At 75.7% G+C, this 17,589-nt stretch carries 19 protein-coding genes; 5 read left to right on the top strand and 14 right to left on the bottom strand.

Going from position 1 to position 17,589, the window contains the following annotated elements; translation table 11 throughout:
• Positions 1–15 precede the first annotated feature (15 nt).
• Positions 16–708 carry a ribosome hibernation-promoting factor, HPF/YfiA family gene (gene hpf, locus ACI792_RS12095; protein WP_456580620.1) on the top strand — a complete coding sequence of 231 codons (693 nt, stop codon included), beginning with the start codon at positions 16–18 and terminating at the stop codon, positions 706–708.
• Between the two features lie 34 nt (positions 709–742).
• Here hpf and ACI792_RS12090 read toward each other — a convergent pair whose 3' ends face one another.
• Positions 743–1,240, bottom strand: coding sequence for a GNAT family N-acetyltransferase (locus tag ACI792_RS12090; protein ID WP_456602801.1), 498 nt, complete (start codon positions 1,238–1,240; stop codon positions 743–745).
• 118 nt (positions 1,241–1,358) lie between these two features.
• Complete coding sequence (locus ACI792_RS12085; protein WP_456580618.1) at positions 1,359–1,751, bottom strand: pyridoxamine 5'-phosphate oxidase family protein; 393 nt, start codon at positions 1,749–1,751, stop codon at positions 1,359–1,361.
• Positions 1,752–1,834: 83 nt separating this feature from the next.
• Here ACI792_RS12085 and secA point away from each other — a divergent pair, with 83 nt between their 5' ends.
• A complete protein-coding gene (secA, locus tag ACI792_RS12080; RefSeq protein ID WP_456602800.1) occupies positions 1,835–4,864 on the top strand; it encodes a preprotein translocase subunit SecA in 3,030 nt (1,009 codons plus the stop codon).
• 54 nt (positions 4,865–4,918) lie between these two features.
• On the opposite strand, the gene ACI792_RS12075 is transcribed toward secA, so the two are convergent.
• The 9 genes from ACI792_RS12075 to ACI792_RS12035 all read right to left on the bottom strand — a co-directional run bounded on the left by ACI792_RS12075 (position 4,919) and on the right by ACI792_RS12035 (position 13,830).
• Positions 4,919–5,572: a GTP cyclohydrolase II gene (locus ACI792_RS12075; protein ID WP_456602799.1), complete on the bottom strand. Its 654-nt coding sequence runs from the start codon at positions 5,570–5,572 to the stop codon at positions 4,919–4,921.
• Positions 5,569–6,288 carry a RibD family protein gene (locus tag ACI792_RS12070; RefSeq protein ID WP_456602798.1) on the bottom strand — a complete coding sequence of 240 codons (720 nt, stop codon included), beginning with the start codon at positions 6,286–6,288 and terminating at the stop codon, positions 5,569–5,571. Before ACI792_RS12070 ends, ACI792_RS12075 begins: the two co-directional genes overlap by 4 nt.
• The gene (locus tag ACI792_RS12065; RefSeq protein WP_456602797.1) at positions 6,281–7,279 is read right to left on the bottom strand and encodes a lysylphosphatidylglycerol synthase transmembrane domain-containing protein; all 999 of its coding nucleotides are present in this window, start codon (positions 7,277–7,279) and stop codon (positions 6,281–6,283) included. The genes ACI792_RS12070 and ACI792_RS12065 overlap by 8 nt, the downstream gene beginning before the upstream one ends.
• Positions 7,280–7,298: 19 nt before the next feature.
• Complete coding sequence (locus ACI792_RS12060) at positions 7,299–8,378, bottom strand: glycosyltransferase family 4 protein (protein WP_456602796.1); 1,080 nt, start codon at positions 8,376–8,378, stop codon at positions 7,299–7,301.
• Positions 8,375–8,773, bottom strand: a complete 399-nt coding sequence (locus ACI792_RS12055) for a 6-pyruvoyl trahydropterin synthase family protein (protein WP_456602795.1) — start codon at positions 8,771–8,773, stop codon at positions 8,375–8,377. The genes ACI792_RS12060 and ACI792_RS12055 overlap by 4 nt, the downstream gene beginning before the upstream one ends.
• Before the next feature lie 4 nt (positions 8,774–8,777).
• Positions 8,778–9,767 (bottom strand): zinc-dependent alcohol dehydrogenase, encoded by a 990-nt coding sequence (locus tag ACI792_RS12050; RefSeq protein ID WP_456602794.1) that lies wholly within the window; start codon positions 9,765–9,767, stop codon positions 8,778–8,780.
• Positions 9,764–12,106, bottom strand: a complete 2,343-nt coding sequence (locus ACI792_RS12045) for a CDP-alcohol phosphatidyltransferase family protein (RefSeq protein ID WP_456602793.1) — start codon at positions 12,104–12,106, stop codon at positions 9,764–9,766. The genes ACI792_RS12050 and ACI792_RS12045 overlap by 4 nt, the downstream gene beginning before the upstream one ends.
• Before the next feature lie 63 nt (positions 12,107–12,169).
• Positions 12,170–13,069 (bottom strand): hypothetical protein, encoded by a 900-nt coding sequence (locus ACI792_RS12040; protein ID WP_456602792.1) that lies wholly within the window; start codon positions 13,067–13,069, stop codon positions 12,170–12,172.
• On the bottom strand, positions 13,066–13,830 hold the full coding sequence (locus ACI792_RS12035; protein ID WP_456602791.1) for a class I SAM-dependent methyltransferase: 765 nt from the start codon (positions 13,828–13,830) through the stop codon (positions 13,066–13,068). Before ACI792_RS12035 ends, ACI792_RS12040 begins: the two co-directional genes overlap by 4 nt.
• Before the next feature lie 299 nt (positions 13,831–14,129).
• On the opposite strand from ACI792_RS12035, the gene ACI792_RS12030 reads away from it, so the two are divergent.
• A complete protein-coding gene (locus ACI792_RS12030; RefSeq protein ID WP_456602790.1) occupies positions 14,130–14,660 on the top strand; it encodes a sigma-70 family RNA polymerase sigma factor in 531 nt (176 codons plus the stop codon).
• A complete protein-coding gene (locus tag ACI792_RS12025) occupies positions 14,657–15,289 on the top strand; it encodes an anti-sigma factor family protein (RefSeq protein ID WP_456602789.1) in 633 nt (210 codons plus the stop codon). The genes ACI792_RS12030 and ACI792_RS12025 overlap by 4 nt, the downstream gene beginning before the upstream one ends.
• A 12-nt stretch (positions 15,290–15,301) precedes the next feature.
• Here the strand turns inward: ACI792_RS12025 and ACI792_RS12020 are convergent, their stop codons facing one another.
• Together ACI792_RS12020 and ACI792_RS12015 are read right to left on the bottom strand one after the other, a co-directional pair.
• Complete coding sequence (locus tag ACI792_RS12020; RefSeq protein ID WP_456602788.1) at positions 15,302–15,838, bottom strand: Rv3235 family protein; 537 nt, start codon at positions 15,836–15,838, stop codon at positions 15,302–15,304.
• A gap of 37 nt (positions 15,839–15,875) precedes the next feature.
• Complete coding sequence (locus ACI792_RS12015; protein WP_456602787.1) at positions 15,876–16,598, bottom strand: LysM peptidoglycan-binding domain-containing protein; 723 nt, start codon at positions 16,596–16,598, stop codon at positions 15,876–15,878.
• A gap of 86 nt (positions 16,599–16,684) precedes the next feature.
• Between ACI792_RS12015 and ACI792_RS12010 the strand changes: the two genes are divergently transcribed.
• Complete coding sequence (locus ACI792_RS12010; RefSeq protein WP_456602786.1) at positions 16,685–17,254, top strand: hypothetical protein; 570 nt, start codon at positions 16,685–16,687, stop codon at positions 17,252–17,254.
• A 4-nt stretch (positions 17,255–17,258) separates the two neighbouring features.
• Here ACI792_RS12010 and ACI792_RS12005 read toward each other — a convergent pair whose 3' ends face one another.
• Complete coding sequence (locus tag ACI792_RS12005; protein ID WP_456602785.1) at positions 17,259–17,513, bottom strand: helix-turn-helix domain-containing protein; 255 nt, start codon at positions 17,511–17,513, stop codon at positions 17,259–17,261.
• Positions 17,514–17,589 lie beyond the last annotated feature (76 nt).

The following is a 17,589-nucleotide window of genomic DNA, read 5'->3' as shown; positions in this document are numbered from 1 at the left end:
CCACCGGGAGGTCTCATGGAGATCGTGGTCCGTGGTCGCAACGTCGAGGTCCCTGAGCACTACCGCCAACACGTCGAGGACAAGGTCGGTCAGCTGGAGCGGTTCGACGCCAAGCTGTCCCGCATCGACGTCGAGCTCTTCCACGAGAAGAACCCCCGCCAGTCGGCCAGCTGCCAGCGCGTGGAGATCACCTTGCGCGGCAAGGGCCCGGTGGTCCGCGCCGAGGCCGCGGGCCCGGACTTCTACGCGGCGCTCGACCTGGCCTGCGGCAAGCTGGACAACAGGCTGCGCCGGGCGGCGGACCGCCGCCGGGTGCACCACGGCCGGCGGACCCCCGACAGCGTGCGCCTGACCGGCGCCGCGCCGGACACCGGCCACCCCGAGCTCACCATCGAGCAGCAGCTGGAGCTCGACCGCGAACTGGCCACCGGGCCGCACGTCACCGACCTCGACGAGCACCTGCCCGGCCAGATCGTGCGGGAGAAACACCACCCGGCGACGCCGATGACCGTCGACCAGGCCCTCCACGAGATGGAGCTGGTCGGCCACGACTTCTTCCTGTTCCAGTGCGCCGACACCGGCCAGCCGACGGTCGTCTACCGCCGGCACGCCTACGACTACGGGCTCATCCGCCTCGCCCCCGTGTCGCAGGACGGCGCCTCCCCGGCCTCGGCGCCCAGCGCCGCGCCGCAGCCGGCGAACGTCTGACCGGGCGGGGCGCGGCCGCCCGGCCGTGCCCCGCTCAGTCGCCGGCGAGCCGGCCGAACAGCACCGCGTCGCTCCGGCTGCCGTCACGCTGGTCCAGGCAGCCCCGGACCACGCCCTCCTCGCGGAACCCCGCGCGGCGGGCGACGACCCGCGACGCGACGTTCCCCACGTCGACGAACAGGTGCACCCGGGGCGCGCCGAGCCCGAGGGCCCAGTCGGCGAGCGCGTGCGCGGCCTCCGCGGCGTAGCCGTGGCCGCGCGCCCAGGGGGCGATCGTGTAGCCGATCTCCGGGCCGAGGCGCCCGGGGCGCAGGTACAGCCCCGCGGTGCCGGCCAGTTCGCCGTCGGCCTCGACGACGGCGGAGAGCCCCGTACCGTCCGCCCGCTCGCGCATGGCCACCTCCTCCACGTAGTGGCGGGCGTCCTCGCGCGTGTAGGGCACCGGGATCGTCGAGATCCAGCGCTGGGTCTCGGGGTCCTGCGAGGCCCGGTGCACCGCGTCGACGTCGGAGGACCGGTAGGGGCGCAACACCAACCGCTCGGTGCGCACCGTCTCGTTGAGCAGCGAAAGGACCCCGGCCCACTCACCACTCGCAGGCTCGCGGTGAGCCTCCGGCCGGGGCCGCGGATCCCACGTCATGTGGGCATCGTCATGCGTTGCCCAGGATGCGGTCCACCGAGATCTCGATGACGACGCGGGCCGGGTTCTCCCGCGGCGGGCGGTACCGCCGCGCGTACCGCTCGACGGCGTCGGCCACCGAGGCGGCGTCCTCGCGCACCACCGCCGTCCCCTCGAGGGTGGTCCAGCGGCGCCCGTCGACCTGGCAGACGGCGACCCGCGCCTGCCCCTCCCGGACGTGCCGGGCCTTGGCGGAGGTGCCGGAGGTGATCACCCGGGCGGTCCTGGTCGGCGCGTCGTAGGTGACCCCGACCGGGACGACGTGCGGCGTGCCGTCGGGACGCAGGGTGGTCAGCGTCGCCAGGTGCCGCTCGGTCAGGAACTCGAGCAGCCCGGGGCCCGGGTCGGACGGATCGCGTGCCATCGCTGCAGCGTACGGATGGGACGCGTGGTGCCCCGGGCGGTCGCCGCGTCCGCAGCCGGGGCCGGGCCGCCTACGCTGGGGTCGTGCTGTTCTCGAAGATCCTCCGTGCCGGTGAGGGCAAGCTCGTCCGACGCCTCGGCAGAATCGCCGACGCGGTGGAGTCGCTCGCCGACGACTACACCGACCTCTCCGACGCGGAGCTGCGGGCCAAGACGGACGAGTTCAAGGAGCGCCACGCCGAGGGCGAGTCCCTCGACGCGCTCCTGCCCGAGGCGTTCGCCGTCGTCCGGGAGGCGGCCACCCGCACCCTGGGGCAGCGGCACTTCCGCGTGCAGCTGATGGGCGGCGCGGCGCTGCACCTGGGCAACATCGCCGAGATGCGCACCGGTGAGGGGAAGACGCTCACCGGCGTCCTCCCGGCCTACCTCAACGCGCTGTCGGGCAAGGGCGTGCACGTCGTCACGGTCAACGACTACCTGGCCAAGCGCGACGCCGAGTGGATGGGCCGCGTGCACCGCTTCCTCGGGCTCTCGGTCGGCAGCATCCTCTCCGGCCAGACCCCGGCGCAGCGACGCGAGCTCTACGCCTGCGACATCACCTACGGCACGAACAACGAGTTCGGCTTCGACTACCTGCGCGACAACATGGCGTGGAGCAAGGCCGACCTGGTCCAGCGCGGGCACCACTACGCGATCGTCGACGAGGTCGACTCGATCCTCATCGACGAGGCCCGCACCCCGCTGATCATCAGCGGCCCGGCCGAGACCAGCGCCAAGTGGTACGGCGAGTTCGCCCGCCTGGTCCCGATGATGAAGCGCGACGTCCACTACGAGGTGGAGGAGGACAAGCGCACCGTCGCCGTCACGGAGGAGGGCGTCGAGTTCGTCGAGGACCAGCTCGGCATCGACAACCTGTACGAGGCGGCGAACACCCCGCTGATCAGCTACCTCAACAACGCGCTCAAGGCCAAGGAGCTGTTCAAGAAGGACCAGCAGTACATCGTCAGCAACGGCGAGGTCCTCATCGTCGACGAGTTCACCGGGCGCGTGCTGGCCGGCCGCCGCTACAACGAGGGCATGCACCAGGCCATCGAGGCCAAGGAGAAGGTGAAGATCAAGGACGAGAACCAGACGCTCGCCACGATCACCCTCCAGAACTACTTCCGGCTCTACGACAAGCTCTCCGGAATGACCGGCACGGCCCAGACCGAGGCCGCCGAGCTCTCCCAGACCTACTCCTTGGGCGTCGTGCCGATCCCCACGAACCGGCCGATGGTGCGCGCGGACCGCGCCGACGTCATCTACAAGACGGAGAAGGCCAAGTTCGAGGCCGTCGTCGACGACATCGCCGAGCGGCACGAGGCCGGCCAGCCGGTGCTGGTCGGCACCGCGAGCGTCGAGAAGTCCGAGGTCCTCTCGAAGTTCCTGCTGCGGCGTGGGATCCCGCACGAGGTCCTCAACGCCAAGAACCACGCCCGTGAGGCGGCGATCATCGCCCAGGCCGGCCGCCCGGGCGCGGTCACGGTGGCCACCAACATGGCCGGCCGGGGCACCGACATCCAGCTCGGCGGGAACGCCGAGTTCATCGCCGACGAGGCCCTGCGGGCTCGCGGGCTCTCCCCGACGGAGACGCCGGAGGAGTACGAGGCCGCCTGGGACGAGGCGCTCGACGCGGCCAAGGCGCAGGTCAAGGCCGAGCACGAGGAGGTCACCGAGGCCGGTGGGCTGTACGTCCTCGGCACCGAGCGGCACGAGAGCCGGCGCATCGACAACCAGCTGCGCGGCCGCTCCGGCCGGCAGGGCGACCCGGGGGAGTCGCGGTTCTACCTGTCCCTGGGCGACGACCTCATGCGGCGCTTCAACGGCCCGATGCTGGAGTCGATGATGAACACCCTCCGGGTGCCCGACGACCAGCCGATCGAGTCCAAGATGGTGAGCCGGGCGATCCTCTCGGCGCAGACCCAGGTGGAGCAGCAGAACTTCGAGGTCCGCAAGAACGTCCTCAAGTACGACGAGGTGCTCAACCGCCAGCGCACCGTCATCTACGACGAGCGGCGCAAGGTCCTGGAGGGGGCGGACCTGCACGAGCAGGTGGCCTCCATGGTCGACGACGTCGTCTCCGCCTACGTGGACGGCGCCACCGAGACCGGGTACGCCGAGGACTGGGACCTCGACCAGCTGTGGACCGGGCTCAAGGCGCTCTACCCGGTCGGGATCACCGTCGAGGAGATCGTCGAGCAGACGGCCGGCGGCGAGCAGTCCGACCTCTCCGCGGAGGACCTCAAGACCGCGATGCTCGACGACGTCCACCGCGCGTACGAGGAGCGGGAGGCGGCGCTGGGCTCGGAGGTCATGCGCGAGCTGGAGCGGCGGGTGCTGCTCAGCGTGCTCGACCGCAAGTGGCGCGAGCACCTCTACGAGATGGACTACCTGCGGGCCGGGATCCACCTGCGCGCGATGGCCAACCGCGACCCGGTCGTGGAGTACCAGCGCGAGGGCTACGACATGTTCGTGGCGATGCTCGACGGCATCAAGGAGGAGTCCGTCGGCTTCCTGTTCAACCTCGAGGTGAAGACCAAGGACCAGCAGGAGGCGGAGGCCAAGGCCAAGCAGGCCGAGGCCGAGGCGAAGGCCCTGGCCGCCGCGCAGGAGGGCACGGCCAAGGTGCTCGCGCGCCAGGCAGCCGCGGCGCGGGCCGCGGCCGGTACGGCGGCGGCCGCGACCGCCCGCCGCTCCGCTCCCGCCCCCGGGGCGCCGGTGGCCGCGGCAGCTCCCGTCGCGGAGGCAGCCCCCACCGCCCCCGCGGCCGAGGTGCCGGCTCCCGCGGCCCCCACGGCCGAGCAGCCGGTGGCCGAGGAGCCGGTGGCCGAGGAGCCGGTGGCGGAGAAGCCCGCCCCGGAACTCACGGTCAAGGGGCTCGACGAGCCGCGCCGCGCACCGGAGAACCTCACCTACTCCGCGCCCAGCCTCGATGCCTCCCCGGCCGAGAGCGGCCGGGCGAAGGCCGCCAAGACCGCGACGGTCACCGGCACCAAGGAGACCCCGCGCAACGCCCCCTGCCCGTGCGGGTCGGGCCGGAAGTACAAGCAGTGCCACGGGGCGGCCGGCAGCTGACGAAGGACCTCGTCCCGCCGACCAGCCGGTCGGCGGGGCGTCGTCGTGCCGCGGTCACCCGGCCGGCATCCCGGGCGTCCCACCGGCGAGGAGCGCGGCCCGGTGCAGGCCGTCGTGGCCCCACCGGGCCTTCGCGGACAGGTAGGTCACGTTCGCGGGGGAGACGTGCACCCCGGTCGGGACCCGTTCCGCAAGGGTGAGGCCGAGGCGGGTCAGCTGGGCCGCCTTGTCCGGGTTGTTGCTCAGCAGGGACAGCGCGGGCACGCCCAAAGCGCGCAGCATCTGCGCGGCGGCCGTGTAGTCCCGTTCGTCCGGGTCGTGCCCGAGGGCGACGTTGGCCTCGTAGGTGTCGAGACCGGTGTCCTGGAGCGCGTAGGCGTCGAGCTTGTCGTAGAGGCCGATGCCCCGCCCCTCCTGGCGGAGGTAGAGGAGGTACCCGCCGGCCTCCGTGATCCGCTCGACCGCCTCCCGCAGCTGGGGCCCGCAGTCGCAGCGCTGGCTGCCGAAGACGTCCCCGGTCAGGCACTCGCTGTGCAGGCGGACCAGCGGGACGGCCGCGGGTTCGCCCAGCCCGAGGGCCAGGTGCTCGCGGCGGTCGACGAGGCCGCGGAAGCTGCTGACCACGGCCGTGGTCGCGTAGCCGTCGGGGAAGCGGAGCGGGACCCGGACCTCGGTGCGGATCTCCGCGGCGGGCAGGCCGGGTGTCATCGGTGCTCACCGGTGACGTGCTCGGTGCAGAAGCGGTCGGAGAGCGCGTACCGGAGCAGCGCCACGTCGCCGATCTGCCGGACCCCGGCCAGGGCCGCCCGGCGGTGGGCCCGCCAGGGGAAGCACCCGTCACCGACCAGCCGCGGCGCGCGGGAGTCGCCGACGAACAACGGCGCCACCACGAGGTGCAGCTCGTCGGCCAGGCCGGCGGTCAGGAACTGGGTGAGGACCGTCCCGCCGCCCTCGACCATCACCCGGTCGACGCCGCGGGCGGAGAGGTCCTCGAGCACGGCCGCCGGGTCCACGTCCACCGCCTCGCCCGTGTCGACGACGGTCGCGAGCTCCCCCAGCCGGAGCCGGACGTTCCCGGCCGCGCCGCTGGGGCAGTAGACGAGCTTCTCGGAGTCCCCCGTGGTGAAGAAGGCGGCCGACGCGGTGAGCTCCCCGCGCCGGGTGAGCGTCACCTTGGCCGGGGACGCGGGGAGCCCCCGCCCCACCCGTTCGGCGCGCCGGGCGGCCGACCGGACCAGGAGGCGGGGGTTGTCGTTCCGGACCGTGGCGGCGCCGACGAGGATCGCGTCGCAGCGGGCGCGCTCCGCGTCGACCCTGTCGAAGTCGGCGTCGTTGGACAGGTGCAACCTGGTGGCGTCCGTGCTGTCCAGGTAGCCGTCGATCGACATGCCGCAGCTGAGCAAGGTGTAGGGCCGGTCAGCCATGCAGGGCACCGTCCTCTCGGGCCTCGTCGTGCAGGTGGTCGCTCCGCGGCCGGCGCGCCGCCGCCCGGGCGACGGGTGGCCGGGGCGGGTGTCTCCGGTCGGCGACGAGGACGACGAGGCCGGGGAGCACGGACACCAGGATCAGGACGCCGAAGGCGGTGGCGACGCTCGCGCCGGCACCGGCGCCCCACCCGGCCGCGGCGAAGACCCACGCGGCCACGCCCTCCCGCGGTCCCCAGCCCCCGACGTTGACCGGGATCGCCGCGGCGAGCAGGACGACGAGGGCCAGCGGGAGCAGCTGCTGCGGCGCAACGGGCACGCCGGCGGCGTGGGCGGCCAGCAGGAAGGTGCCGAGGTAACCGAGCACCGCGAGGACGGAGGCGACCAGGACCGGCGGCCAGGTCGAGGGCTGCAGCAGCGCCGTGCGGGCCTCGACCGCCACCGCGCGGGCCACCCGGGCCAGGCGGACCGCACCCCGCCGCGACAGGCCGCGGCCGGTGACCAGCACGACGCCCGCGGCCACGGCGCCGGCGGCGGCCACCGCGAGGGCCCACCCCCGCAGCGGTGAGGGGAACGTCGTCAGCACCGTCAGCGCCATCGCGGCCTGGACCACCTGGCCGGCGACCCGCTCCCAGACCACGGCGCGCAGCGCGCGGCCCAGGTCGCCGACGTCGGTCCCGTGCCGCACGCCGCGGTAGACGTCTCCGACCACGCCGCCGGGCAGCAGGCTGTTGAGCAGTTGCCCCCGGTAGTAGGCGGCGACCGCCGCGCGCATCGGCAACCCGACCCCGAGGGCCGCGGCCACGGCGCGCCAGCGCCAGGCCGAGCAGACCGTCGTCGCGGCGCCGATGGCGACCGCGGCCAGCAACGCCCCCGGGCCGAGCCCGCGCACGCCGTCCAGGAACGGATCCGCGCCCAACCGCCAGACCAGGAAGGCCAGGACGAGGACGCCGCCGAGGACGCGTGCCCTCGCCCACGCGCGTCCGCTCACCCCTCGGCCTCCGTCCGTCTCACCGGTCCACACGGACCGCGGGCGCAGCCGGTTCAGCACCGGCCGCCGCCAGCACCTCGCGGATGCGCGCCCCCGTCGCCGGCCAGCCCGGCAGCTCCGCCCTCCGGAGCAGGGCGGCGTCCCGGAGGCGGTCGCGGAGCCCGCGTTCGCTGAGCCAGCGCGCGAGGGCTGCGCCGAGGGCTGCGGGGTCCGCCGGAGGCACGAGGAGACCGGGTGGGCCCGCGGCGGTCCACCCGACGGACTCCGGTAGACCGCCGACCCGGGTGGCGAGCACGGGGAGCGCGGCGGCCAGCGCCTCGGTGACCACCATGCCGTAGGTCTCAGCCCGGGACGGGACGACGAGCAGGTCGGCCTCCTGGTACCGGCGTCGCAGCGCCTCCCCGGTGCGGACGCCGGTGATCCGGACCCGGTCGCCGATCCCGGTGGCCGCGGCCCGGCGCTCCAGCGAGGCGGCGAAGCGGGGGTGCCGGTCCCGGGAGCCGACCAGCGTGCAGCGCCAGGGCAGCCCGGCGACGTCCGCGAGGGCCGCGAGCAGCAGGTCCTGGCCCTTGACCGGAGCCAGCGTCCCGACGCACAGCAGCCGTCCGCCGCCGGCCGACCGGGGGCTCACGGGCGCCGGCCCCGTGCCGGGCTGGGCGACGTGCACGCCGGCCGCCGGCAGGCCGTACCGGTCCAGCAGACGACCACGGGTCCAGTGGCTGGTGGTGACCACGGCCCGGGCGGCGGCGAGCACCGCCCCCTCGTCGTCGGCCCCGACGGCGTCGCCGCCGAAGACCATGTGCACCAGCACGACGAGCCGGAGCCGGCGCGACCGGGGCACGAGCACGGTCCGCGCGGCGGAGGCGACCAGCCCGTCGGCGAGGACGAGGGCGTCGTCCGGCAGCGCGTCCAGCGCACCCGCCAGGGCCTCCAGCGCGGGTGGGTCGGGCCGCGGCCACGCCCCCTCGGCGGCGACCTCGGTGACCCGCCACCCGGCCCTGCGCAGGTCGTCGCAGACCTCGCGGTCGTAGCGGTTGCCGCCGCTGACCCGGGCGGGGTCGTCGATCCCCGCCGGTACGACGACGCGGACGTGCCTCACAGGGGACGGTCGTAGGTCGCCCACGCGATGTGCGACTCGTGCAGCGTGACGGCCAGGTCCGCCAGCCCCTGCCCGCCCGGACCGAGCGCGCCCTGGTGGATGCGCTCCGCCAGCCGATCGGCGATCACGCGGGCCAGCGCCTCGGTCGTGGTGTTCGTGCCGGCCAGCGCGGGTTCCTCGTCGAGGTTGCGGTAGGTCAGCTCGCCGAGCACCTCGTGCAGCAGCCCGGCGGCCGCGCCGATGTCCACGACCACCCCGTCGTCGTCGAGCTCCGCCCGGCGCACGGTCGCGTCCACGACGTACGTGGCGCCGTGCAGCCGCTGAGCCGGGCCGAACACCTCGCCGGTGAAGCTGTGGGCGATCATCATGTGGTCGCGGACCGTCACACCGAACACGCGCTCACTCCTCGTCGTAGGCGATCGTGTGGCAGAGGGCCGGGAGCCGGCCGTCGGCGAGCCGCGCCATCACCTCGGGCAGGTCGTCGAACCGCGACTGGCCGCTGAGCAGCGCGTCGAAGGAGCCGTCCCGCAGCAGGTCGAGGGCGAGCGCCAGCCGGTCCCGGGACGTCCGCGAGCTCCGTCGCGCCGGCGCCACGGACCCGACCTGGCTGCCGCGCAGCTGCAGCCGCCGGGAGTGGAACGCGCCGCCGAGCGACAGGGTCACCTCCCGGTCGCCGTACCAGCTCAGCTCCAGGACGGTGCCCTCGGCCCGGAGCAGGTCGATCGACAGCTGGAGCCCCGCGTCGGTCGCGCTCGCGTGCACCACGAGGTCGCGCCCGCCCGAGGCGCCGCCCGGCGTGGCGAAGGCGACGCCGAGCGCTCCGGCGACCGGCGCGCGGGCCTCGTCGACGTCGACCAGTTCGACCTCGGTGGACGGGAAGCGCGCCAGCAACCGCGCGACGGAGCACCCGATCATCCCCGCGCCCACGACGGTGACCCGGTCACCGAGCAGCGGCGGTGCGTCCCAGAGCGCGTTCACCGCGGTCTCGACCGTCCCGGCCAGCACGGCCCGGCGGGGCGGGACGCCGTCGGGTACCGGGACGACGGCGTCGGCGGGGACGACGTAGACGGTCTGGTGCGGGTGCAGGCAGAAGACGGTCTGCCCGACGAGCGCGGCGGGGCCGTGCTCCACCACCCCCACGCTCAGGTACCCGTACTGCACCGGGCCGGGGAAGTCCCCGACCTGGAAGGGCGCCCGCATGGCCTCGCGCTGGTGCTCGGGGATCTCGCCGCGGAAGACGAGGGTCTCCGTGCCCCGGCTGATCCCCGAGTGCAGCGCCCGGACCACGACGTCGTCCGGGCCCGGCTCCCGCAGCCGGACCGCCCGGATCTCCCCGGCGCCCGGCCCGCGCAGCCAGAAGCCCCGCGCCGGCGCCGCCGGGTCGCTCACCGCACCGGCCCCTCGGCGCGGACGGCCGGCGCGGCGTCGAACGCGTCCAGGAACCGGTCGCGGAAGGCGTCCATGGGCCACACCGGCGCGGTGGGGCCGGGCAGCAGCCCGGCGTGCCAGTCCCAGGCGGAGATGCTCCGCAGCACCGCCGGGTCCGACGTCACGAAGGAGACGGGCACCTGGCGGTCCGCGTCGGGGCCGCTCACCACCGTCACGGGCTGGTGGTCACCGACGACGACGAGGACGAGGTCGTCGTCGTGGTCCAGGCGGACCACCCAGGAGATGAGCGCCTCCAGGGAGTACCCGATCGACTGGGCGTAGAGCCGGCGGACGGTCCCGGGATCGCGCCAGGCCTCCTCCGGCGAGGGACCCTGCGTGGCCATGGCGGCGAAGACGGAGCCGTCGCCGACCTCGTCCCAGGGCACCATCGTCGGCTGGGGGGTCCACGGCTGGTGGGAGGAGACCAGGTCGACCTGGGCCATCACCGGGGGGTGCCCCGGGAACAGCTCGAGCCGCTCGAAGGCGGCGAGGGTGTACTGGTCGGGCATCGTCGCCCAGCTGAAGCCGGGGCCCTGGTAGCCCAGGCCGTGCCGGTCGTAGACGCGGTCGTAGCGGTAGAACGACGCGCCCTCCGGCCACGGTGCGTCGTTGGCCGGGTTGACGGCGACGGTCCGCCAGCCGGCCGCGGAGAAGACGCTGGTGAGCGTGCGGCGGTCGCTGTCCAGGAGCCGGTCGTAGCGCGGCTGGCCGTCGATCCACAGCCCCGACTGCAGGGTCGCGTGGGCGAGCCAGCTGTAGCCGCCGTAGGTCGGCGAGTCGAGGAAGGCGCTGCGCGCCTGGAACCCGGCGCGCTCCAGCCTGCTCGTGCCGCTGCGCAGCACGGACGTGACACCGGGAGCGATGACGGGGTCCTCGACGGCGACCCGGCCGTAGCTCTCGACGAAGGCGATGACGACGTCCTTGCCGCGCAGCGCGGCGAGGAGCCCCGACCCGCTCGCCGGACCGGTGCGCGGATCGGCGGAGCGGACCGCGGTGTCGAAGCGCTCCTGGTCGGCGAGGGCGTCCCCGACGTCACGGCTGTGCGCGAGGGCCAGCCCGGCGGCGCTGGCCGATGCGACGGGGCCGGCGGGGGTGAGCTGCAGCGACAGCGCGGCGCAGACCGCCCACGCCAGGCCGAGGGCGGCGAGGCCCCGGACCGATCGGCTCCGGTGCCGGGCGGCGCCGCTGGTGAGGCGGATCGTCGACCCGACGACGAGCGCGACGAGCAGCACGACGGCGAGCGCGGCCAGGACGAGGACGCCCAGGGTCGCCGACTCCCCGACCGAGTCCTGCACCACCTCGATCGCCGGCAGGAACGCGCCCCGGTCGAGCACCGGGTTGAACGGCCGGCCGAGCTGGGCGGTGAAGCCGGCGTCGAGGAGCTTGACGATCGCCAGACCGGCGAGCACCGCGCCCGCCGCCGCCGCCACGACCCGTCGGGGGCGCGGGGGCAGCACGAGAGCGAGGGCCACCAGGGCGAGCCCTTCCAGCGGGATGCGCGCGAAGGACGCCGCGGTCAGCAGGTCCAGCCGAGGGGGCGCGACGAGGACCGCCCACACCACCGCCGCCGCGACCAGCGCGGTGGCGGACCGCACCGCCCGCCGGGTACGCGGTCCCGCGCCGGTGCGGTACAGGCAGACGACGCTGCGGCCGAACGACTCGACGAGGAGCAGCAGCGCCACCCCGACCGCCGCCGTGCCGACCGGGCGGGGCAGGACGCCGGAGACCGCGACGGTGAGGACGACGCCCGCGACGGCGGCGACGACCTTGCCCCAGTACCGGGGCGGCAGCGGCGCGGCCAGCCACGGGAGGGCCCAGCCCGCCACCAGGAACACGTACCGGGCGGCGCCGATCGCCAGGACCCAGGCGCCGTGGTCCCGGGCGACCGCGACGCTCAGGACGAGGATGAGGAAGGCGTCGATCTCGCCGTCCAGCCGGGCCCCGAAGGGCGTGACGGTCCCGGTGCGGCGGGCCACCCGGCCGTCCACGTTGTCGAGCACCAGCGCGACGGAGGAGAGGACGACGACCGCGGTGGCCGGCAGGGGCCGGTCCGCGGAGTCCGCGACGAGGCCGGCGACCCCGGCGGTCAGCAGCGCCCGGCCCAGCGTCACCCGGTCCGGCGGGAGGACCGGCTCGCCGCGGCGGGCCCGGCCGACGACCAGCAGCGCGGTCGCGGCCCAGCCGGAGGCGAGCCCGACCGACCAGCCCGCGGCGTCCAGCCCGACGGTCAGCGACAGGACGCCGAGCAGGGCGGCGGTGCCCAGCGCGCCCAGGACCGTCTCGAGCCGGGGAGCGCGCATCGCACCTCCGTGACGGTCCAGGGCGGCCTCTGCCGGGGAGCACGGCCCCGGGCGCGCGGTGGTTCAGCCGGGGCCGGCCGGCCGCGTGGGGGCGCGCCCGGCGAGGTCGAGCTGGTGCGCCAGGTAGACCAGGTCGCCCCCGGCGAGCTGACCGCGGCGGGCCGCGAGCCAGCCGGCGAGGCCGGGCGGCGCGGCGGGGCCGGCCAGGGCGTCCTCCACCGTCTGCAGGATCGCCTCGACGAAAAACGCCTCGTCGTCCGGGTACCCGCCGTCCGGGTCGGGGTGCACGACCCAGTCGGAGGCCCCCACCGAGGCAGCCGGCGCGCCGGCGGCCCGCAGGTGGTGGAAGAGGTGGCGGCCCGTCCGGCTCTCCCCGGCGGGGCGTCCGAAACGGACGCGCTCGTCCATGGTGCGGTGGTAGGCGGCCAGGACCTCCTCGTCCGCCGGGTGGCCGGGCTGGAAGTCGCTCTCGCCGTCGTAGTTGACGGTGAACCAGTAGGCGCCCCCCGGCGCCAGCAGCCGGAGGAGCCCGGGCAGGACGGCCGGCACGTCCACCAGGTCCAGGAAGGCGTTGGCGATCAGCAGGTCGGCCGGTTCCCCGCGACCGGAGGCCAGGTGGTCGCCGAGCTCGGCCTCGACCAGCCGCACCCGGAGCTCGCCGAGACGCACGCCGTCGGGGAGGAGCTCGGTGGCGATGCCGCGCTCGCCGGCCCAGCCGCAGAGCCAGGTGCGCGAGTCCCGGAGCAACCGCCGGTCGACGTCCAGCAGCACGTACTCGCCGGCGCTGAGGACCTGCCACTCGAGCAGACGGGCCACCATCGTCCCGAGGCCGGCGCCGATCTCCAGGACACGGCAGCCGTCCGGCGGCAGCAGGCCGCGGAGGTCCCCCAGCACCCGGTGGTTGAGGGCGCGGTCGTCCACGGTCTTCTTGGCCGCCAGGTAGCGGGTGTAGGGGTAGGTCATCGTTTCTCCGCCACCAGCGCGAACTTGCGCACCCGCCCGGACCCCAGCCAGTCGCTCCACGACCGGTGGGCGCGGAGCAGGTCGGTCAGGGCGGCGGCGCCGATGACCGCCGAGATCCCGGCGGCGTCCGCCTGGTAGGACCGCAGCAGCGCCGTCGCCGTCGCGTGGTGGGCCGCGGTCCGCTCCTCCTGCCAGGTCACGGTCAGACCGGCCTCGCGCAGCAGGCCGGTCAGCGCGGCGAGCGGGATCAGCCACACGGTGTCGGCGTCGGGCATCCGGGCGCGCTCGCCCGCGGTGAGCGGCGTCCCCTCCTCGAGGGTGCAGGCCAGGCGGCCCCCCACGGGCAGGGCGCCGGCGACCGCCTCGACCAGGGCCGCCTTGTCGGGGAAGGCCAGCATCGTCTCCAGGAGCAGCACGACGTCGAAGCGACCGTCGGGCAGCGGCGGGACGTGCGCCTGCTCGAAGCGGCACGGCAGGCTGCCGGCCAGTCCGCGGGCGATCTGCACGGCGCTCGCGGAGCTGTCCACGCCCAGGTAGCGGCACCCCAGCTCCGCGGTGATCATCCGGCCCGGGCCGGCGACCCCGCAGCAGAGGTCCAGGACCGAGACGCCGGGGCCGATGCCGGCGCGGCGGGCCAGGGCCCGGATCTCGCCCGCGCGCATGAAGCTCTCCTGGCCGACGTACTCCCCGCGGGGGTGCGCGGCCTCGCCGGCCCGCTGCAGCGCCGTCCGGAACGGCGCCCGCTCGTCCTGCCGCACCACCGGGCGCCCACCACCCCTCGGGTCCGGGAGGCCGCCTGTCCTCCGCCGTGCGTCCGGCCTCGGTCCGGTCTGCCAGGGAGCACGGGGCGACGGCGGGGACGGTTCACCCGGTCGGGCGCACGCTGAACCGCCGGCCGAGGTCGTACGTTTCCGAGGACGTGACCACGGTGCGGACGACGACCGGCTCCGACCGCCACGTCGGCGCGTCCGGTGGCCGCGGGAGTGCCGGGTCTCGCTGGGGCCGGCAGCCGCGCGCCGCGGTATCGACAGCGACGGCGGTGAGCCGGATGCTCCTCGGGGTGAGCCGATCCAGGATGCCGGAGGCGGCCGACGAGGTGCTGCTGCGGCGGCTCTGGGACGAGCACGCCGGACCGCTGCTGGGGTTCGTCATCCGGCTCAACGGCGGTGACCGCGGTGCCGCGGAGGACGTGGTGCAGGAGACGCTGCTGCAGGCCTGGCGGCACCCGGAGGTGATGGACCCGGCTCGCGGACCGCTCCGGCCGTGGCTGTTCACGGTGGCCCGCCGGCTGGTCATCGACCGCCACCGGGCGCGCCTCGCCCGTCCCACCGAGGTCGACGACGCCGTCCTGCCGCACCTGGTCGCGGACGACGGCACGGACACCGCCCTGGATCGCTGGCTGGTCGCCGACGCGCTCTCCGCGCTGACCCCGGCGCACCGGGAGGTGCTGCTGCACACCTACTACGCCGGTCGTACCGTCGCCGAGGCGGCCGTCGTCCTGGGCGTGCCGCCCGGGACGGTGAAGTCCCGCGTCTTCTACGCCCTGAGGGCGCTGAAGCTCGTCCTCGAGGAGCGGGGGGTCACGACGTGAGCTGCCCGCGGGAGGTCGACGTCGGCGCCTACCTGCTCGACGCCCTGGAACCCGACGAGCGGATGGGCATGGCGGCCCACCTGCGCGGCTGCCCCGTGTGCAGCCGGACCCTGGACGAGCTCGGCGGCCTGCCGCCGTTGCTGGCCACCATCCGGCCCGGGGACGCGCACCCGGAGGACCCCGTCCCCAGCGAGGTCTCCTTCCAGCGGTTGCGCCGCTCGGCGGTCCCCGTCCGGCCGGTCCGCCTGCGCCACCGCAGGTTGCTTGCCGGGGCCGTCGCGGCGGCGGTGGTGGTCGGCGGGGGCATCGGTGCCGGTGTGGTGCTGACCTCGGGGCCCGCGGAGCCGGCGACGCTGCAGGGCAGCGCGGGCGACCTCCACGCCTGGGCGACGGTCGCCCCGGAGGGTGACGGCTCGAGCATCGCGCTGACCATGGAGGGCCTCCCGCACGGAGCGACGTGCTGGCTGGTGGCCGTGGGCCAGGACGGCGAGCGGCACCGCACCCGCAGCTGGATCACCGACGAGGGCGACCACTCGTGGACCGGCACGGTCGCGCTCTCACCCGAGCAGCTGGCCCGGCTGGAGATCGTCGGCGGCGACGGGCGCACGCTGGTGACCCTGCCCGCCTGAGCGGGCGACCGGTCAGCCGATCTGCAGCGCGGTGCAGCGCCAGCGGCCGTCCATGCCCTCCAGCCGGGCGGCGACGGCGTGCGCCCGCCCCGCGCGGTGGACGACGGCGCTGACCTCCGCCACGCCGTCGACCGGCTCGCAGACGCGCACCGGCCCGACCACCACGGGCGCGCTCCCCTCGGTGCACCACCGCGGCGGGCGACGGGCCGACAGCGCGGCGTAGACCCCGGTCGAGGCGAGCGGCTGCACCTGGGTCAGCGGGCGACGGCCGACGAGGGCCTCCAGCGCGGTGGTCACCAGCCGCCGGGCCGCCGCAGCCGCGGGCGGGAGGTCGGCCCGCCCCGTCAGGACCGGTCCGAACTCGTCCAGCGGGAGGCCGGCCACGTCGCGCAGCCGAGGGCCCGGGCGCGGGACCGGCCGGGGGAGTGGCTGCTCCGGATGCACCAGGCGCAGCGCCGGCCGGAGCTCGCCCGGCGGCTGCGGCGTGGGGACGACCGTCACCCGCAGGGCCGGAGGCGCAGGGGGGACGGTGCGGGACGGTGCGGTCATCGAGGGCTCCCGGGGACGGCGGTGGGGGACGGTCGGATCACGGCCGGGCAGGTGGTCGGAGCACCTGGCCCGGCAGCAGCAGGTCGGGGTCCGGGCCGATCACCTCGGCGTTGGCGTGCCACCAGGCGGCGACGGCCGTGGCGACCTCGGCGGTGGAGGGCTGCGCCCCGCCGGTGCGCGCCAGGTGGCCGGCGGCGATGGTCCAGAGGCAGTCGCCGCGCACCACGACGTGCTCGCCGGCGGCGGGAGCCTCCGGCCAGTCGGGGATGGCGTTGCGGGGGTCGCCGTCCGGCGCGGTGGGCGCCACCGGTGCCGGCCAGTCGGGCACGGCCTGCCCGGGGAGTCCGGCGGTGACCCCCGGGTCGGCCGCGGCGGCCGCGGAGGTGAGGGGCAGCCCGGGCGCCGCGGCGCCCAGCACCGGCGGTGCGATGCCGAGCCCGATGCCCAGCGCGAGCGCGGCGGCCCGCCGGGCACCGGAGGGCAGCAGCCCGCGGAGTGCGCCGGCGGCGAGCGCGCCGGCGGCCCCGGGCAGCGCCGCGGTGGCGGTCAGCGCCAGGCCGAGCGCGCCCCAGCCCCACACCACCCAGGCGAGCAACCCGACCAGGTGCACCACCAGGGCGTCGGCCCCGACGGTGTCGGCGGTGCGCTGCGCTGCGGCGACGGCGCTGACCGAGGTGGGCGGCACTGGGGCGAGGAGCACGAGGACCGCGGCGATCCCGGCCATGCAGAGGGCCGTCCCGAGCAGTCGCCGCACCGGCATGAGCCACCTCCCCCGTGTTGACGTCACGCCACTAAAGCAACTAAATGCAGGCAAACGCAAGTATCTGCACGATCTAGGCTGTGAGCATGCGATGGCAGCAGCTGTTCGCGGACCTGCAGGCGCAGTTCGAGGCCGCGGAGGACGCCCAGGACCGGGCCGAGTGGGCCTCGCGTGCCCGGGCCGAGATCGGCGCGGTGCGGCTGGCCGAGCGGCTCGGTGGTTCGCTCGGGGCAGAGCTGGTGGTCACCTGCCGGGGAGCCGGCCGGGTCCGCGGCGTGCTCGCCGACCAGGGGGGCGACTGGCTGCTGCTCGCCGACGACCGCGGTCGGGACCAGCTGGTGGCGATGGCGGCGGTGCGGGCCGTCGAGGGTCTGGGGCGCTGGACGGCGCCGGCCGAGGACCCGGGCCCGGTGCGTGTGCGCCTGGACCTGCGCCGGGCCCTGCGCGGCCTGGCGCGCGACCGCAGCGCCGTCCAGCTCGTGCTGGAGGACGGCTCGCTGCTGACCGGGACGATCGACCGGGTGGGCGCGGACTACGTGGAGGTGGCCGAGCACGCGGCGGACCAGCCGCGCCGCCCGGGCGCGGTGCGCCGGGTCACCGCCGTGGTCGTCGACGCCGTGGCCGTCGTGCGCACCCTGGGGCCCGGATGGGACTGAGCCGTCAGGCCCGCTCGGAGGCGTCGGCCCCGGCGGTGGAGCCGGCCGCAGGCTCGGGGGGCACGGCGCCGGCGCGGGCCTCGGCGTACTTCTGCTGGATGAAGCGCTCGAGCTCGTCCACCTCGACGCGCCACTGGCCGCGCCCGCCGATCTGGATGGCGATCAGCTCCTTGCGCCGCACCAGCGCATAGGCCTGCGACCACGAGACGTTGAGGATCTCCGCGACGTCGTCGAGGGTCAGGAAGCGGGGCGTGGGCATGGGCGTCTCCATCCGTTCGCGGACCAGTCTGTCAGCCGTGCCGGTGGTCCGTGGCGGCCGTCCACACCCGAACGTG

This window comes from Blastococcus sp. SYSU DS0669 (assembly GCF_054050895.1).
The sequence above is the reverse complement of the archived record's forward strand: the minus strand, read 5'-3'. Positions and strand labels throughout refer to the sequence as shown.

Bases quoted from the DNA above. Each gene is read 5' to 3' on its own strand.
- hpf (WP_456580620.1), top strand. From the start codon at position 16: ATGGAGATCGTGGTCCGTGGTCGCAACGTCGAGGTCCCTGAGCACTAC.
- ACI792_RS12015 (WP_456602787.1), bottom strand. From the start codon at position 16,598: ATGCCGGTGCGGCGACTGCTCGGGACGGCCCTCTGCATGGCCGGGATC.
- ACI792_RS12070 (WP_456602798.1), bottom strand. From the start codon at position 6,288: ATGGCTGACCGGCCCTACACCTTGCTCAGCTGCGGCATGTCGATCGAC.
- ACI792_RS12010 (WP_456602786.1), top strand. From the start codon at position 16,685: ATGCGATGGCAGCAGCTGTTCGCGGACCTGCAGGCGCAGTTCGAGGCC.
- ACI792_RS12005 (WP_456602785.1), bottom strand. From the start codon at position 17,513: ATGCCCACGCCCCGCTTCCTGACCCTCGACGACGTCGCGGAGATCCTC.
- ACI792_RS12085 (WP_456580618.1), bottom strand. From the start codon at position 1,751: ATGGCACGCGATCCGTCCGACCCGGGCCCCGGGCTGCTCGAGTTCCTG.
- ACI792_RS12040 (WP_456602792.1), bottom strand. From the start codon at position 13,069: ATGACCTACCCCTACACCCGCTACCTGGCGGCCAAGAAGACCGTGGAC.
- ACI792_RS12075 (WP_456602799.1), bottom strand. From the start codon at position 5,572: ATGACACCCGGCCTGCCCGCCGCGGAGATCCGCACCGAGGTCCGGGTC.
- ACI792_RS12020 (WP_456602788.1), bottom strand. From the start codon at position 15,838: ATGACCGCACCGTCCCGCACCGTCCCCCCTGCGCCTCCGGCCCTGCGG.
- ACI792_RS12045 (WP_456602793.1), bottom strand. From the start codon at position 12,106: ATGCGCGCTCCCCGGCTCGAGACGGTCCTGGGCGCGCTGGGCACCGCC.